Origin of the sequence: Vibrio sp. Isolate34 (genome assembly GCF_022397915.1) — a bacterium.
Classification (GTDB): domain Bacteria; phylum Pseudomonadota; class Gammaproteobacteria; order Enterobacterales; family Vibrionaceae; genus Vibrio.
In genome coordinates, this window is sequence record NZ_JAKEUO010000019.1 from 41677 (window position 1) to 57766 (window position 16090).

At 43.7% G+C, this 16090-nt stretch carries 12 protein-coding genes, 1 tRNA gene and 1 pseudogene; 6 read left to right on the plus strand and 8 right to left on the minus strand.

The genetic code is table 11. The features are described from left to right. Window positions 1-58: 58 nt before the first annotated feature. A pseudogene (locus L1D22_RS17945) lies at window positions 59-634 on the minus strand (IS5 family transposase); the annotation flags it as partial. Window positions 635-1069: 435 nt separating this feature from the next. On the opposite strand from L1D22_RS17945, the gene L1D22_RS17950 reads away from it, so the two are divergent. After that, window positions 1070-1225, plus strand: a complete 156-nt coding sequence (locus tag L1D22_RS17950) for a hypothetical protein (RefSeq protein ID WP_239830742.1) — start codon at window positions 1070-1072, stop codon at window positions 1223-1225. A 1567-nt stretch (window positions 1226-2792) separates the two neighbouring features. On the opposite strand, the gene L1D22_RS17955 is transcribed toward L1D22_RS17950, so the two are convergent. The 3 genes from L1D22_RS17955 to L1D22_RS17965 all read right to left on the minus strand — a co-directional run bounded on the left by L1D22_RS17955 (window position 2793) and on the right by L1D22_RS17965 (window position 6308). Next, window positions 2793-2883 (minus strand) — tRNA-Ser (locus L1D22_RS17955). 180 nt (window positions 2884-3063) lie between these two features. After that, the gene (locus L1D22_RS17960; protein ID WP_102423554.1) at window positions 3064-3513 is read right to left on the minus strand and encodes an L-alanine exporter AlaE; all 450 of its coding nucleotides are present in this window, start codon (window positions 3511-3513) and stop codon (window positions 3064-3066) included. A 248-nt stretch (window positions 3514-3761) separates the two neighbouring features. Beyond that, the gene (locus L1D22_RS17965; RefSeq protein WP_239830743.1) at window positions 3762-6308 is read right to left on the minus strand and encodes a hybrid sensor histidine kinase/response regulator; all 2547 of its coding nucleotides are present in this window, start codon (window positions 6306-6308) and stop codon (window positions 3762-3764) included. Between the two features lie 170 nt (window positions 6309-6478). Between L1D22_RS17965 and L1D22_RS17970 the strand changes: the two genes are divergently transcribed. Beyond that, entirely contained in the window at window positions 6479-7048 is a 570-nt protein-coding gene (locus tag L1D22_RS17970; protein WP_017630625.1) for a UPF0149 family protein, read from the plus strand. 107 nt (window positions 7049-7155) lie between these two features. Here L1D22_RS17970 and L1D22_RS17975 read toward each other — a convergent pair whose 3' ends face one another. Together L1D22_RS17975 and nadA are read right to left on the minus strand one after the other, a co-directional pair. Continuing rightward, a complete protein-coding gene (locus tag L1D22_RS17975) occupies window positions 7156-8187 on the minus strand; it encodes a potassium channel family protein (protein ID WP_239830744.1) in 1032 nt (343 codons plus the stop codon). Between the two features lie 174 nt (window positions 8188-8361). Further along, complete coding sequence (nadA, locus tag L1D22_RS17980; protein ID WP_239830745.1) at window positions 8362-9423, minus strand: quinolinate synthase NadA; 1062 nt, start codon at window positions 9421-9423, stop codon at window positions 8362-8364. A gap of 661 nt (window positions 9424-10084) precedes the next feature. Between nadA and L1D22_RS17985 the strand changes: the two genes are divergently transcribed. Genes L1D22_RS17985 through L1D22_RS18000 form a run of 4 tightly spaced genes read left to right on the plus strand, consistent with a single transcriptional unit; the run spans window position 10085 to window position 14183 of the window. Further along, window positions 10085-11251: an ABC transporter substrate-binding protein gene (locus L1D22_RS17985; protein ID WP_132935844.1), complete on the plus strand. Its 1167-nt coding sequence runs from the start codon at window positions 10085-10087 to the stop codon at window positions 11249-11251. 5 nt (window positions 11252-11256) lie between these two features. Beyond that, entirely contained in the window at window positions 11257-12957 is a 1701-nt protein-coding gene (locus L1D22_RS17990) for a thiamine ABC transporter permease (protein ID WP_239830746.1), read from the plus strand. Continuing rightward, window positions 12923-13573 (plus strand): ATP-binding cassette domain-containing protein, encoded by a 651-nt coding sequence (locus tag L1D22_RS17995; RefSeq protein ID WP_239830747.1) that lies wholly within the window; start codon window positions 12923-12925, stop codon window positions 13571-13573. Before L1D22_RS17990 ends, L1D22_RS17995 begins: the two co-directional genes overlap by 35 nt. Then, window positions 13563-14183 carry a CDP-alcohol phosphatidyltransferase family protein gene (locus L1D22_RS18000; protein WP_017630062.1) on the plus strand — a complete coding sequence of 207 codons (621 nt, stop codon included), beginning with the start codon at window positions 13563-13565 and terminating at the stop codon, window positions 14181-14183. The genes L1D22_RS17995 and L1D22_RS18000 overlap by 11 nt, the downstream gene beginning before the upstream one ends. A 77-nt stretch (window positions 14184-14260) precedes the next feature. Here L1D22_RS18000 and L1D22_RS18005 read toward each other — a convergent pair whose 3' ends face one another. Next, window positions 14261-15214, minus strand: coding sequence for a class I SAM-dependent methyltransferase (locus L1D22_RS18005; RefSeq protein WP_239830748.1), 954 nt, complete (start codon window positions 15212-15214; stop codon window positions 14261-14263). Window positions 15215-15222: 8 nt separating this feature from the next. Continuing rightward, window positions 15223-15921, minus strand: coding sequence for a TIGR01621 family pseudouridine synthase (locus L1D22_RS18010; protein ID WP_239830749.1), 699 nt, complete (start codon window positions 15919-15921; stop codon window positions 15223-15225). Window positions 15922-16090: the final 169 nt, after the last annotated feature.

Here is a 16090-nt window from a genome sequence, read left to right on the forward strand (position 1 = left end):
TAACACATTTTGGGGCACTTTCGTGTTTGAAAGTGCCGACTTTAACTGTGATCACCAAGCGTTCTTTCTGATGCTTGTTCGAACCATATAATTTTTGGCAGCCAACCGCTAAGTTTCTTGGGTGACCTCGTACCCCAAATGCCGCCCCCCTCTATTGGAGGGATAAGCGCTACAGCTCGCTTAATGCGGATTGCTGTGTGGCAATCCCTTGTGCCATAAGCCCCATAGCCCGATATTTCCAGGATTTTCCGCGTGTTTGTTTGAGTAAGTTAGGCAGCACTTCGGCATCAGTCACCGCTGATAAACTCAACTCTGCGGCAATAATTTCGTGTGTACTCGTATCTACTGTAAGGTGGAGTTTGCGCCACACTATGCGTTTAACGTCCGTGACATGTTTGACTTTCCACTCGCCCTTACCATAACCCTTAAGACCTGTCGCATCGATGACAAGGTGTAGATTCGGTCCTTAGATTTTCGTTTTAAAACTCACCTCAACGTCTTTAGCTCGACGACTGGTACAACTGTAGTGTGGGCAGCGCAATGGGAGCTGAGCAAGTTGAAAAACGGAATTAATAAACCGTCGCGAAGCTCGAAGTGGCATTGAAAAAACACGCTTTACCATCAACGGTGTGATGAGAGCTTGATTGTATTACTTCCAGTTGTTTGTTTTGTAACGTGGTTTAGGCATGAGGCTACAGATTTTAATGAATGTAGCCGATCAGATCGTAAGCAATGAGTTTAGTTCCATCGATTTACGAAACAAAGACTCCTCATGGCGATTTTTTTCATTAATCTTAGAATGAATTATTATTAAAACCGAAGTTATAAAACCACAAAATATAACTATTGACATAAAGTTTATTTTTGAAAAAAACTTGAGTAAATACATTCAAAAATACTCTCCTTTAAATATCAATCAAATGCGCGGTTATTATATTGATATTAATTGTAATGTCTATTTAAAAATTCACACACGTTGACATATATGATGTTAATAGAAATACTCTTAAAACTTGATATTATTTACTTCTGGTTCTTTACTAAATCTCAAATGACAAGGAGATGTGAAATGAACGACAGAAAAAACAAAACAAAAAATAAAACACACGTAGTGAATGTTTTTATAGATAGAAGTGTAATTCAAAAAGCTCTATTGGCGTTTATTGATTTAAATAAAGCTAAGATAATTGAAGGCTGTTTTAATTCTTTGGAAGAAAAGGAGTAATGAAATGAATGTGGTGTTATATATTCGAGTTTCATCAAATCGACAGGCGGAAGAAGGGCACTCCTTAGAGGGGCAACTTCAAGACCTACGCAACTATTGTTCTCACAATGAGCATATTGTAGTCAAAGAATATATTGAAAGTGGTAATTCTGCGTATAAAGGTGAGCGACCAGTTTTCAACCAAATGCTAACAGAGGTAACTTCGGGGGTATTTGATGTGGATGCTGTAATTGTTTACAGCTTATCCCGTTTTGCACGGGATCTTTTGTATCAACTATCTTCGATAAAAAAGCTTGAAGACTCTGGGATCAAGCTAATCTCAGCGACTGAACCCCTCCCCGACGATGATATGACGTTCAAATCACTAACAGTTGTTTTAGGGCTAGTTAATGAGATGAATAGCAAACAAAATGGTATCAACGTCAAATCTCGTTTAATACAAACAGCAGAAGCTGGGTATTTCACCGGTGGTCCAATCCCATTTGGCTACGAATCTGTTGCTTGTGATCCGTCAAAGAAAAATTCCCGCAAAAAACTGGTTATATGTGAAAAAGAAGCCGAGATTGTTCGGAATATTTTTCAACTATCTCTAAATGGCAAGGTAGGAAAAGGTTTTGGTGTTAAAGCCATTAGTAAATATCTAAATGACAATTCTATACTTAATCGTGGTTCCAAATGGACGACTAATTCTATTCACCGAATACTTAGTTCCACAACGTACATTGGAGAGTTTGTATTCGGTAAGAATCGAAGCAATGCAGATGTTCCAAAAGTTATTGTCCCTGTGCCAGCAATTATCGACAAAGAAATGTTTAATTCTGTCAAGCAAGGTTTAAAAAAAAGAGATTTAGAGCAAATCCATGTGAAGTCGATACGCTCTAATAGCTTGCTAACTGGGCTACTAAAGTGCGGTATTTGCGGGCAAGGAATGATGGTAGCAACAGGAAAATCTGGGAAGTACACGTACTATGCATGTACAAAAAAAATAAAGAGTGGTGTATCCCTTTGTAACTCAAAATGGGTTTCAAAACGAGCACTAGAAGAGCAAGTTGAGGAGGCTGTCATTGAGCAGGTAGTCAACAAAGAGTTTATTCAAAGTATCATCGGGGAGATTAAGTCAACACTAACAAAAAACAACTCACAGTCTGAGCCGGAGCTTCTTAAGCTATCTCGTAAATTGAAGTTAATACAACAAAAACTAGATAACACTTACGATCAAATTGCAATGAAACAAGACTTGATGGATGACTCGTATGCAGAGTACTTGGCTGGATTACAAAATCAGAGATCTGAACTGCAAGGCAAAATTGAAACGATCAAGGCACAAGGGCGACTACTGCTAAGAAAATTTGGAGAGAAACAAATCGATAATTTTGTTGGTGTTATCAGGCGTGTTTTCAAAGATCTAGATAATGACTCGAAAAAAGCGGTCTACTTAAGTCTTCTCAAAGAAGTCAGAGTTTATCCCAATAAAATAACAATTAGCGGATCTAAACTTGGCATGTTGAATATGGTGTCAAAAACGAAAGAGGGCACTAGTGAACTAGTGCCCTCTTTCGTATCAATGTGGCGGAAGGATGGGGATTTGAACCCCAGATACGCTATAAACGTATACTCGCTTTCCAGGCGAGCGCCTTAAGCCACTCAGCCATCCTTCCACAAATTGTGTGTTGAGCTTGTCACTCAACGAGGCGCTACTTTATTGATTCTGCTTGCTTTGGTCAAGGGGCATTCTCAAAAAAAGTGCCTTTTTCAGCTTGTTCGATTACAAATTAACTCATTAGATCAAAAACAAACCAAATTTTATTCTATCGCTACACTTACGCTTGTTGCTTTTCTTAAGCTTGTTGATAGTAGCCTGGAACTCTAAACCATTTGCGGCACATATCTAAGAAGTAACCGTAAAGTACACCCATACCACATGAGATAACGGCATTACTGGTTACCGCGGTCACGATCTGATCGCTTGAAGCGCCCACCGCCAACAAAATACCCGCATACACAGGTGATTGGAATAACACGTACGCCATAAGATCAGACAAGTTCTTCATCAACGAACTTTGTGAAAGTTTTGCACCATTGCGCAAGAACCAATCACGAAAGACACCATAAGGCCATGCGATAGCAATGTTTACTGGAATAGATAACGTTCGTGAAGCAAGAGATTGCTCAAACGTCATTCCAGAGATAAACACTTCTACGATCATGCCAGAGATAAAACAGAAAACTACCATAGCAAATGTATCCGCCGCTGCGTTACGGATACAAAATGGACCACGAGACTTCATTGATGACAAACCTAAAATATATCACTACCTATTTAGTGATTTAGTAACATATAAACAAGGTGTTTTCACACCCTACCAGATAATGTCGCTATTAAATCACAAGATAGGTAGTCATACATTCCAAATTAAAAATCAAGTTGTAAATTAACAACCAAAAACTGCTTATAAAGCAGTCACTTCCACCAAAAAATCACATTAAGGTCAAATAATGGACAATTCGTTGTTTACTTTCTGTAATTAAACAACAACTAGGCCATGGGCAGATTGACAGTAATGATATTAATAACATCTTGACTAGGAGGAACGCCCTGAGAAACCTGCTCTAAAGCCTTATCCACTTGGTAGGTAAGTTCAGCATTGTTCATAGGTTTGACATGAACACGCAAGCTCTCTAAGGCAAATTGAATTGACTCTAGGTTGTTGTCTTCAAGCGCCACGTAAAGTGTCACTAACAACTCTTCAGTATTGTCTTTGTTTCGCAGGTCAGGTTTAGGCAATGAGCGGCTTTGGCTCTTTTGACCATGAAGATGTGTTTTTTGAGTATTAGCGTTATTGCTTTCTAACCCATGGTTTTCTGTTTCACGACTTGCTCTTTCATGATTAGCTTGATCATCGCTATAGTCGGCACTATCGCTTTGCTCATCATTGCTCTCTTCCTCGTGGAACTGGTAAAGCTTATTCGAATAACGGAATAAAGCATCGTCGAGCTCACGTTCATCGATTGGCTTTGCAATAATGTAGTCCACACCCGCACCAAGCATACGCTCGCGAGTCTCTTTAAATACATCAGCAGTACAACCAAATATTAAGACGGATGAAACATCGCCAATTAAAGCGCGAATCGCAGTTGTTGATTCAACGCCATCCATCACTGGCATGTGGTTATCCATCAACACCAAATCAAAATGTTCCGCAACAACGGCTTGGATAGCAAGCTCGCCATTTTCTACGCTTTTACACGTAAAGCCTTTACTACTCATGAAGGTTTCGATGATGACGGTATTGGTTCGGTTATCCTCAACAATCAGCACTTTCAAGCCAGAATAATCCAACTTCTTGTGAGGTAAGCTCTCTATCTCACCAGGCTGACACGGTTGAATCTTCAATCGAACATCAAAGCTTGTGCCTATGCCCTCTTCACTGGTAACGGTAATACTGCCATCCATGAGCTGGGCAATCTTCTTCACAATCGCTAAGCCAAGGCCAGTACCACCAAAACGTCTTGTGGTCGACGATTCTGCCTGTTCGAAAGGTTTGAAAATACGTTTTTGAGCTTCTTTAGAAATACCGATGCCAGTGTCACGAACTCGAATACTAAGATAGGTGTCACTGCCCTCGACGATTTCTTTAAAGTACACCTCAACAAAGCCTCTAGAAGTGAACTTCACAGCGTTATGCAATAGGTTAAATAAGATTTGGCGCAGGCGTGCTTTATCCGAGAAGTACCAACGGCCCGAAGGCACTTCAGAGTACACTTTAAATTGGAGACCTTTTTCAGAAGACAAGGTGTAGTAGACACTGTTAATACTGCCGATAATCGAATCCAGAGGGAATCGAGTTTCATCGAGATCCAACCTGCCCTGCTCAATCTTTGAGAAATCCAAGATCTCATTGAGCAGTGTCATCATATGATCGCCCGAGTCATACAAGCTCTTCAAGTGCTTCTCTTGTTCCGAATTTAAAGGCGTTTTCAATAGGATCTGAGCGGTACCCAATACACCATTCATCGGCGTACGGATTTCATGTGACAGGGTCGCGAGGAAAGCCGTTTTGGCATTGGTTGATGCTTGAGCCTTAACCTTTTCCGCTTCAAGGTAGATGGTCTTCTCGTTGAAGGTTTTAATCAAGTGGCCAATTTCATCATCACTTGAGTATTCAACATCGATGATCTCACCCGCTTTAGAACCGCCGACCTTAGCGGCAATGTTGGTAATCGGGCTGATCAAGTAACGGTTCAGCAAGTAATAACCGGCCATAACACACAGTAGTAACAGCGGAACAATACCGCCCTCAATACTCATGACTTGACGAAAGACTTCGTCTGATACGCGTGATTTTGCGTTAACCACATCGACTTGCCAGCCAAACTCACCAAATTGATTGCTACTGATGTAGATCCCCTCAACGAGATTGAAGTTATGCGAAACCAAGACTTGGTTGAGTTTATCTCTCAGGGTAATACCAAGGTTGTACTCTTCTGCGTGGTTTTTAATGAAACCCAATAACTCTTCGAGCGAGAGATCCACCGTCGTAACGCCGGCAAAAGTATCGTCGTAATAATAAGGGGAAGACGCCGTAATCATTCGAACGTGCGTATAAGGATCGATATAGACATCACTCCAAGAGATGGTTCCCTTTGGCTTGTCTACAACCGAGGTATACCAATACTCTTGGTGATAAGGGGCGTTTTTAGGATTGTTGTAAGAGAACAGTTGGTCAATCGTGCCATCGTCAGCTTTGTTGAAAAAATAACTGTTTAAGAGCTTGTCGGAATCCAATGCATAAGTTTCTGGCCAAATACCTGCACTGACGATTGTTTCATCGCTTGCAGCTAACATCGACTTGAATAGCGGAATAACATCTTCGCTTTTACGATGTGCTTGAGCAAAACCAACTAAACTATCAACAAAGCCTTGAGAGCTGCTGAGTGGCTCTGTAATCAATGCGGATAACAGTTGCGTACGCAAGTCGAGGTTTTGTTGTAATTTGGCGCGCACAGGGGATTCTACAGCGTAATACGTCACACTACCGACAATGGCAATAAACATAGCAAGGTACAGCCCAAGCGCTACCATGCTTTTTTTCTTAAGAGACGACCGTATCTGCATAATTCTTTTATTGTTTTCTTTTCTGTTAAAACTAGTGTTTATCATCCATGACATCAAGGCTTTTTAGATTGAAGCTTGATTGGCACAAGTTCATTGGTACTATAAGCGCAAATATGTTCCCTTTACGGTACCTCACTTTGACTTTACAAGATATTCTTGCGCTTCCAGAGTTGGAAGGAAAGCTAATCACAGAACACAAAACCATCGGATTTGTCACTGCAATGGCAGCGGCACCTAATGTGTTAACCCCGCATGAGTGGCTACCGTTCCTTTGGGGTGGCGAAGAAGTCGCTCCTTTTACTGATGGTGAGCAACTTGAAAGCTACATTGAAGTTATCATCGCGCTTTGGAATAAGACACGTCCAGAACTGATCGAAGGCACTTGGGTTTGGCCTGAAGCTTGTCAATTGGATGATGAAGAAGTCGTTAACACAGCGGCTCGCGATTTTTGTGAAGGTTTGCTTCAAGGCTGGCAGGTTGCCCGTGATGATTGGGAAACACTGATGCCTGAAGACAGCGAAGACAATGCATTAGTTGGCGGCGTACTGCTTTCACTTAGCATGCTTTACGATCCAGAAACCTCAATCGCAACGCTTGCTGAGCAAGGCATTGAAGGCCTAGAGCAGTTCGAAGAGATCTTTAACGCGGTTCCTGTGATGCTTTGCGGTCTAACGCAGCGTGGCATCGCATTGGCAGAAGCTCAATAATCTCAACAAGCTCCGCAAAAGAATTAAGTTCACTGCTTAACTCGATCAGACGATAACAAAAAGGCCTCTAACGAGGCCTTTTTTAGTTCTGAAGGTAGTTGGCTGATTTAAAAGCCTTTCCAATCAAAATGATCAATCCGCTCATCGGCAATATAGAACAGCTTAGTGCCACTGCTGACAACTTGGTCGAGTTCTGGGTTAAGTTCAATACCACTTCCCGTATCAATCGCAATCAAAGTGGCTTGATACTTCTCTTTAAATACAGAGAAAATCGGCGCAACCGTCACAGGCTCAGAATTCTCTGGGTAATAGGTCGAGTACTGTGTCATCCCCCGTGTTGAGCTCAATAGCTCTTGGTGAAGCGCACTTGAACCCGGGTCAACCGCGGCCTTAGCGAGCATTTCTGCGCCCACCGCAGGAATACATTCTGAGTTAGGGCAATGCTTGTGTAGCAAATCGCTCAATGCTTCGTCTTTAAAGTAAACCAGAAGATGAGCTTTAGGATTACGGTTTGCACAATAAAGCGCCGCAGATAACGTAATGTCGTCTTCTGGGTTATCAATAAGAATACAACTGGCAGATTCGATGCCCGTTTTTTCCATCTCTTTGCCATCAGTGTAGCTGTTTACTTTAACGAAATTGATTTCGCCGGGTAACGGATTCTCGATATCTGAACGAGTACATAACACGATTGGTCGCTTGCCCGTTTCTTCATGCTGCAACATGCGAATGAGGTGAATGGTTCTTTGCTCATTCCATCCAAGCATCAAAATGTGGTTCTCCACTCTAACTCTCCTTTTTCCTAGCAAGCCCGCTCGCCAATATTCAACACCTTCTGTCGCTACCTTACCAAGCAAGGCAGCGAAAAGACTCAGTCCACCCGGAATCACAAACAGTATAACGATCCATTGTCCTGCCTCTGTCGTTGGTGATAAATCACCGTAACCAACAGTAGAGGCAGTCACGACTAGGTAGTAAGCGAACGTGGTAAACGAGCTGGTTAGCGCTGTTTCACCCGCTAAATACAAAGTCGACCACGATAGAAATACGTAGCCTAAGGAGGTGAACAGTAAGTTTTTTCCATTCAAAACAAAGATATTTGCTTTGACCCAACGTTTGAGTTGTAACCAGATTATCATTCGAGCCTCAAATCCTTCGATCTTACTTACATGCTAGAAAAAATACCTGATATCAACAAGATGTATCATCAGAAAAAGATACATGACCACAATATTGATATTAGCGACCTATCTTTAGATACAAAAAAACCAGCACTATTGGCTGGTTTTTCGTTGGTTAGATATAAGGACAGCTTACGCGTTACCTTTTACCTGCACATTTAATTGCTCAGCGAAATCAAGCATGCGGTTCAGTGGGATAAGAGACTTCACACGCAGTTCGTCAGAAACGAAGATCTCGTGTTGCTCACCACCGTTCTCAAGCGCATTTTCAATTGCTTCAAGGCCGTTCATCGCCATCCAAGGACAGTGTGCACAGCTACGACAAGTTGCACCAGCACCAGCTGTTGGCGCTTCAATCAGTTCTTTTTCAGGAACCAATTGCTGCATCTTGAAGAAGATACCTTTGTCTGTCGCAACAATCATCTGTGGATGAGGAAGCTCTTTCGCCTTCTTAATCAGTTGGCTTGTTGAACCCACAGCGTCAGCCAGTTCAACCACACTTGCTGGTGATTCTGGGTGAACCAAAATAGCCGCTTCAGGGTATACCGATTTCATTTTCTTCAAAGCATCCGCTGAGAACTCATCATGAACGATACACTCACCTTGCCAAAGCAACATGTCAGCGCCAGTTTGATTTGCGATGTAAGAACCTAGGTGACGGTCTGGGCCCCAAATAATTGGTTTGCCTTCAGCGTCTAGGCTTTCAACGATTTCTAAAGCGATACTCGACGTAACCACCCAGTCTGCACGAGCTTTAACAGCTGCAGAGGTGTTCGCGTAAACAACTACTGTGTGGTCAGGGTGAGCATCACAAAATTCTGTGAATTTATCAGCAGGACAACCAAGGTCAAGTGAACATTCAGCTTCAAGTGTTGGCATTAGAATGCGTTTTTCAGGAGTAAGAATCTTTGCAGACTCACCCATAAAACGAACACCAGCGATGATCAAAGTGCTTGCTGAGTGACGGTTACCGAATTTAGCCATTTCTAATGAATCGCCAACGAAACCACCAGTTTCTTCTGCCAGAGCCTGAATTTCAGGCTCTGTGTAGTAGTGTGCAATTAGAACTGCATCTTTTTCTTGAAGTAGTTTTTTAATGTTTGCGATGTAGGCCTGTTTCTGAGCATCGCTCAATGGAACTGGCTTAGGCGGAAACGGGTAAACTGTATCGATTTTATCTAGTATATGACTCATTGCTCTTGCTCTACGCAACTTCTTCCGAGAATCTGAGTATTCTACACAGGACAGCGATTGGGATCAAAAAGGATTGGTTGTAAGCAAGCACGGATAAGTATTGAAGGGGCCCCTCCCTAACGTTGAGTGACAATTACGTGACTAGACGCTCGATGCACTTCATATAAACCATTAAGCTTATTAAGCAAATACTCCATCTTCAGTATTCCATTTCTCCGCTCTATCGGTACCTCCTGAATAAGAGTCATAATCGTCAGTCATTGAGCAGGGGTAAGTACTACCATGACACATCGGTAAGTAGCAATATCGGCATTGCTCTGTTCTTTCCAATATTAAGCCTTCACGGCTCCTTTTTTATTGCCTGCTCAAAACCTAATCATTAAAAACGCTACTTCTCGCCTTCTTTTCGTACCAACATCCAATAAATATCAAAAAAACCTCATTTAGGTGCAATTAATTCACCGCTTTAACGGTCTGTTGGTAGGATGGCAGAGACCCCTAGTAATTGATTGAATTTACTATTGAATTAGAAATTATTTCAGAAACAGATAGAATAACTGTTATGCAGTGTTGATCTTTCGTTAGCCACGAAAGGCCAACACGGCCAAGGGAGTTCGAAAACACAATGCTCTTGCCCGTTCACTACCAAATGGAAAAGTTTATGAACAAGATAGTAAGTACGTTAGGAATCATGGCAACCGTTGCATACAGCGCAACCATTTATGCTGATGAAGCAACATCAACCGATAGCTGGAACCAAATTGAACAGCAGGCAGAGGGAGAAACTGTCTACTTTCACGCTTGGGGCGGAAGCCAAGAGATCAATCGTTACCTACAATGGGCAGGCAAGAAGTTACAGAGTGACTACGGTGTGACCTTAAAGCATGTAAAAGTAACCGATATTGCAGAAACCACGACTCGCTTACTTGCAGAAAAAGCGGCAGGTAAGAACAGCGAAGGCAGTGTTGATATCGTTTGGATCAATGGGGAAAACTTCCGTTCAATGAAAGACAACGCTTTGTTGTTTGGCCCATTCACGGAGTCGCTTCCAAATTGGCAGTACGTCGATAAATCTTTACCGATTGATGTCGACTTCTCTGAACCAACAGAAGGCCTTGAAGCACCTTGGGGCGTTGGACAACTTGTGTTTATTCACGACCAAGAGACACTACACAATCCGCCACAATCGTTTTCGGAGATGTTGAGCTACGCTCAAGCGTTCCCAAACCGTTTGAGCTACCCTCGCCCACCTGAATTTCACGGCACAAGCTTCATCAAGTCTCTATTGATTGAGCTAACAAATAACAACCCAGCGCTGGCTCAACCGGTTTCGGAAGACAACTTCCAAGCGGTAACAGCACCACTTTGGGCTTACCTAGATAAATTCCATAAAGTGGCTTGGCGCGGTGGCAAACAATTCCCTGCAGGTACATCTGAAAGCATCCAACTTCTGGATGATGGACAACTCGACCTCGCGATAACATTCAATCCAAACTCTGTGTATTCAGCACAAGCAAGTGGCCGTTTAGCGGAAACCACCAAAGCTTATGCGTTAGAAAGCGGCGCTTTATCTAACATTCACTTCCTTGCGATCCCTTGGAATGCCAATGCAACGGCAGGCGCTCAAGTGACCATCAACTTCCTATTGAGCCCAGAAGCGCAATCTCGTAAGGGTGACCTAAATGTTTGGGGCGATCCTTCAGTGTTAAGCAGCAAATATCTGACTGGAAGTGCTAAAAATACTCAGCAATTTAAGTCGGTTGATGAACCACACCCAAGCTGGCAAAACGCGCTCGAGAAAGAGTGGCTTAAGCGATACGGTAACTAAGCTTGATGCTACGCGCTCTATATTTTGTTGTTATAGCTGTGTGCATTATCCCTACGATTCCTGGGGTAGCGGGAGTGGTGGCCTCATCACTGAGTTTTATCCCGCCCCTAGGTTTAGAGGAGCCCTCTCTCAACGGTTTTAGCCAAGTCTTCCAATGGGAAGGTGCTTGGCACTCCATCGGTTTAAGCCTAAGCTCTGCAATCGCAAGCAGCTACATCGCCTGCTTCCTTACCTTTTGTATTCTTCAAGCCTCTTGGGGAAACAAGTTTTGGAGAAAGATTGAGCTGACGTTGTCGCCAATGCTGGCAATTCCACATGTGGCTTTCGCTATTGGCTTTGCTTTTCTATTCAGCCCAACAGGCCTTGGAGCGAGAGCCGTACATCACTTACTCGGTGAATCGGCGACGAGCTCTGAATTGGCTTTGTTGGTCAAAGACCCATACGCTTTCGGCCTCATCATTATGCTGGCACTCAAAGAAGTCCCTTTCTTGTTGCTGATGAGCATATCGATACTTCAACAAATCGATGTCGAACGTATCACTAAGGTGAGTGCTTCACTGGGTTACAGCCGCTCTCAGATTTGGTGGAAGTGTATTTTCCCACAATGGTTTACTAAGCTTCGTTTCCCAATGCTTGCGGTACTCGCTTACAGCGTATCGGTTGTTGATATTGCTTTGATCATTGGCCCGACTAACCCGCCGACCTTTGCAGTACTAGTATGGCAATGGTTTAACGACCCAGATCTTAATCTACTGCCGCGAGCAGCCGCTGGCGCCATCGTTTTATTCGGTTTAGCATCGTTGATCATCGCCTTAGCGCGTTTAATCGAATGGGCAGTTTTGAAGTACTTTCGAACTTGGCAATATTCAGGTAGAACAGGCGCGAACCTTCCGGGGAAAACCGTGTTTACTGTGCTTGCTGCGTTGTCACTGCTTATCATTCCATTGATGGTGATTTGGAGTGTTGCCCAACGTTGGCGTTTCCCTGACCTACTCCCTAGCCGCTATAGTACGCGTTTCTGGGAGTTTGAGTGGGATGGCATCATGAATACCGTCGGACAAAGCTTATGGATTGGTCTTATCGCCGCTTCTGTGGCTTTAATACTTGCGCTGGTTGCTCACGAATATCGGATCAAGTACAAGTGGCAAGTTCCCGGTTTTATCATCGCGATCCCAATGTTGATCCCTCAACTCTCTGTGTTATTCGGTATGCAAGTCACCACGCTTTATATCGGCAGCAGCGCTTATGAATTCTGGGTGATTTGGGCGCACGTATTCTTCGCCTTTCCATTTGTGTACCTGTCTTTAGACGGGCCTTGGAAGAGCTTCAATGATGGACTCATTAAAGCGTCACTCAGTCTAGGCAAGTCGCCATTTCAAAGTTGGTACTCCATCAAACTGCCAATCTTGTTACCTGCCATTGCCTTCGCTTGGGCGGTCGGGATCAGTGTGAGTTTGGCTCAATACTTACCAACATTAATGCTTGGCGCGGGTCGCATTACTACCATCACCACAGAAGCTGTTGCGCTAACGAGTGGTTTCGACCGCAGAGTGACCGCTATTTACGCCATTTGGCAGGCCTTATTGCCTCTATTCTTTTTCTCTTTAGCGATATTAGTCAGCCGACTTCAACTCAGATATCGCCGTCTTACTTTTAAGGGTTTCCTAAGCAATGAGTCTGTACCTCAACGACCTCGCCATCCGTAAGAACGATGGTGAATCGCTGTTTTCAGCGCTAAACGTAACATTAGAATCAGGCCAAGTACTGGCTTTGATGGGGCCTAGCGGATGCGGAAAATCGACTTTGTTGGATGCCGTTGCTGGACACCTGAATGATGAGTTTTCTTATTCTGGCAGCGTGGTTTTGAACGATATTCAGCTCGACGAGCTTCCGTCACATCAACGTGAGGTCGGTATTCTGTTTCAGGATGACTTGCTATTCCCTCATCTAAAAGTGTGGGAAAACTTGGCATTCTCATTACCTAACTCTGTTAAGGGTTCGGCTCGCCAACAACAAGCTATGGCGGCGTTAAAAGACATCGAACTGACTCATTTAGCTGAGTCCTTCCCCGATCAAATCTCCGGCGGCCAACGTGCGAGAATAAGCTTAACTCGCATGTTGTTAGCCAAGCCTAAACTGGCTTTACTTGATGAACCGTTCAGTAAGTTAGACCAAGAGCTCAGAGCACAGTTTCGTGATTGGGTGTTTGAGCAGTTGACGAAAGCCAATATCCCTACGCTGATGGTGACGCACGACGACGCAGACGTGCCTCAAGGGGCACAAGTACTCTCTTGGCCATGGAGAAGTAATCATGCTGGATAAATACTCTATCAAGGTCATTAAGTGGCCGTTAAACCAATCAGCAAAAGTACTGAATCAAATCGGTATCACAGCGAACCAAACAACTCTGTTCGGATTTTTAGTCGGCTGTTTAGCGTTTCCTGCGTTAGCATTTCAACAATATGAGTGGGCGTTAGGCTTCATTGTATTCAACAGAGTGTGTGATGGACTTGATGGCGCTTTGGCTCGAATCCAAGGCATCAGTGATGCGGGCGGCTTCCTCGATATCAGCCTGGATTTCCTTTTCTATTCGTTAATTCCTTTTGGCTTTGTGATTGCGAATCCTGAGCACAACGCCATTGCCGGTGCATTTTTGATCTTCTCTTTTATCGGCACAGGCAGCAGCTTTTTGGCGTTTGCGGTGATGGCAGGCAAGCGAGGAATCGAGAACCCCGTTTATAAGCACAAGTCGCTCTACTACATGTCTGGGTTAACTGAGGGCACAGAGACCATCGCCTGTTTCATTGCCTTTTGTATTTGGCCTCAACACTTTGCAGTTATTGCTTACACCTTTGGTGCGGCATGTTGGCTGACGACGTTCATGCGAATTTATTTTGGGTTCCAAACCCTCAAGACTCAGCAAGAAAGTTAGCAATCTAACGACAAAAACAAGATACAAAAACGCCGCTCAATGTGAGCGGCGTTTTCTTTTATAATGCTAACATTCGATTAAGCGTCAGCAGCAGTGTTAATTCTAAACCTCAGCACCTTCAAGCTTGAATCAAGATCGACATCGACAAACTCAGGCGGGTTGTCTAGGCGCTCAATAAACTCAACGTTTGGCGCTTCTTCTGCCATCGTTTCGATAAGGAAGTTAGGAGAAACCGCTGGTGAGTTAACACACGCAATCACTTCACCACCTTCTGTCAGAAGCTCAGGTAATCGACGTAAGATCTTTTTGTAGTCTTTAGTTAACGCAAAGCTGCCTTTTTGGAACGAAGGCGGATCAATGATAACGAGCTCGTAAGGGCCACCTTTCTTGATTTTGCCCCACGACTTAAAGATATCGTAACCAAGGAAGTTCACCGAGCGCATATCGTGATCATTCAAACGGTGATTATCGCGGCCTTTGTTTAGCGAGCCACGCGACATGTCCACGTTCATGCACTGGCGAGCGCCACCAGCGATAGCTGCGACAGAGAAGCCACAAGTGTATGCGAACAAGTTAAGAACATTCTTACCCTTGGCATTATCTTGTACCCACTGACGACCGTTACGCATGTCTAGAAACAAACCGAAGTTCTGATTACGGCCAATGTCGAGCTGATACTTCAGACCATGCTCAACCACGACTGGGGAGTCGTTTAGCTCGCCCCACAGCACTTCAGAAGGCGCACCATCGGCATAACGGTGTTGCAGAACAATACTTGTGCCCTGCTTTGCTTGCCAGATGTCTTTACTGGTCAAGTCAACCAATCCAGCTTTAAGAGATGACAAGAACTCTTCGTCTACTTCTTTGAATACGTTAACCAGTAGCTGCCCATCAACCCAATCACATGTCAGTTGCTCTAGACCTGGCCAAAACTTCCCACGACCGTGAAAGATACGACGCAGTTCATTCGGTACTTCATTAAGTTGCTGTTCAATATGACTAAAAAACAGAGGTAAAGCTAATGCTTCCATTATTTCACTCACTTAGTGTTTAGCTTTGGCCACGTTAATGACCAAGGTTCAAGCCAACTGTCCAAACCGTTAGAGACGATTTCTTGATGCCACTTCTCTCCTAAAGAGTCTAAGCTCCTTGGGTCGCAGACATATTCGTAGGCTTGTGATTGATAGGTAAATCGAATCGCGAAGGCATGCAGATAACCTCTGTCAGCCTCACTCGATGGATTATAAATAGGGTCACCAACAATAGCGGAACCGATCGACTTCATCGCGACACGGATCTGGTGAGTTCGCCCAGTATAAGGTTTACATAAAAGTAGACGCTCACTGGGTTCAGCCGTTGCTGATAAAAATTGGGTAATCGCTGGGTTTTCTTTGCTGGTCAGTAACTTCCAGCTAGAGCGTCGTGAACGCTCCATATCTCCAGAAATCAAACCCTGCTTTTTCTTCGGTTTCTTAGAGCCAATCGCAAGGTAGTACTTCTCCACTTCACGCTTTGCGAAAAGCTGTGAAAGCTCATTCGCCGCTGAAGAACTCTTTGCTAGCAGCAGAATGCCTGAGGTCATTTTATCAAGGCGATGAACGAGATACAGCTTAGGTTCATTGATTGCCTTAGCCACTTCTTGAAGCAGCATAGTATCGCCATCGTCTTTGTGGACGCTGACACCAGGGTGCTTATTGATAAGTAAAAAATCAGAGTGGTTCAGAAGAATATCGAACATGTAAAGGCTAGCTCCATTGTAGAACGTGGAGTATACCGCGTCTGAACCCAGATTCCAGCTACGAAAAAGCCCAACCAACTCAATTAACATTGAATCATTGGGCTTCTCTTTATTTGTCCGCTTTCGGTAATCGGTTTTTAGTTCCGATTGAATACGGACTAAGCACTAA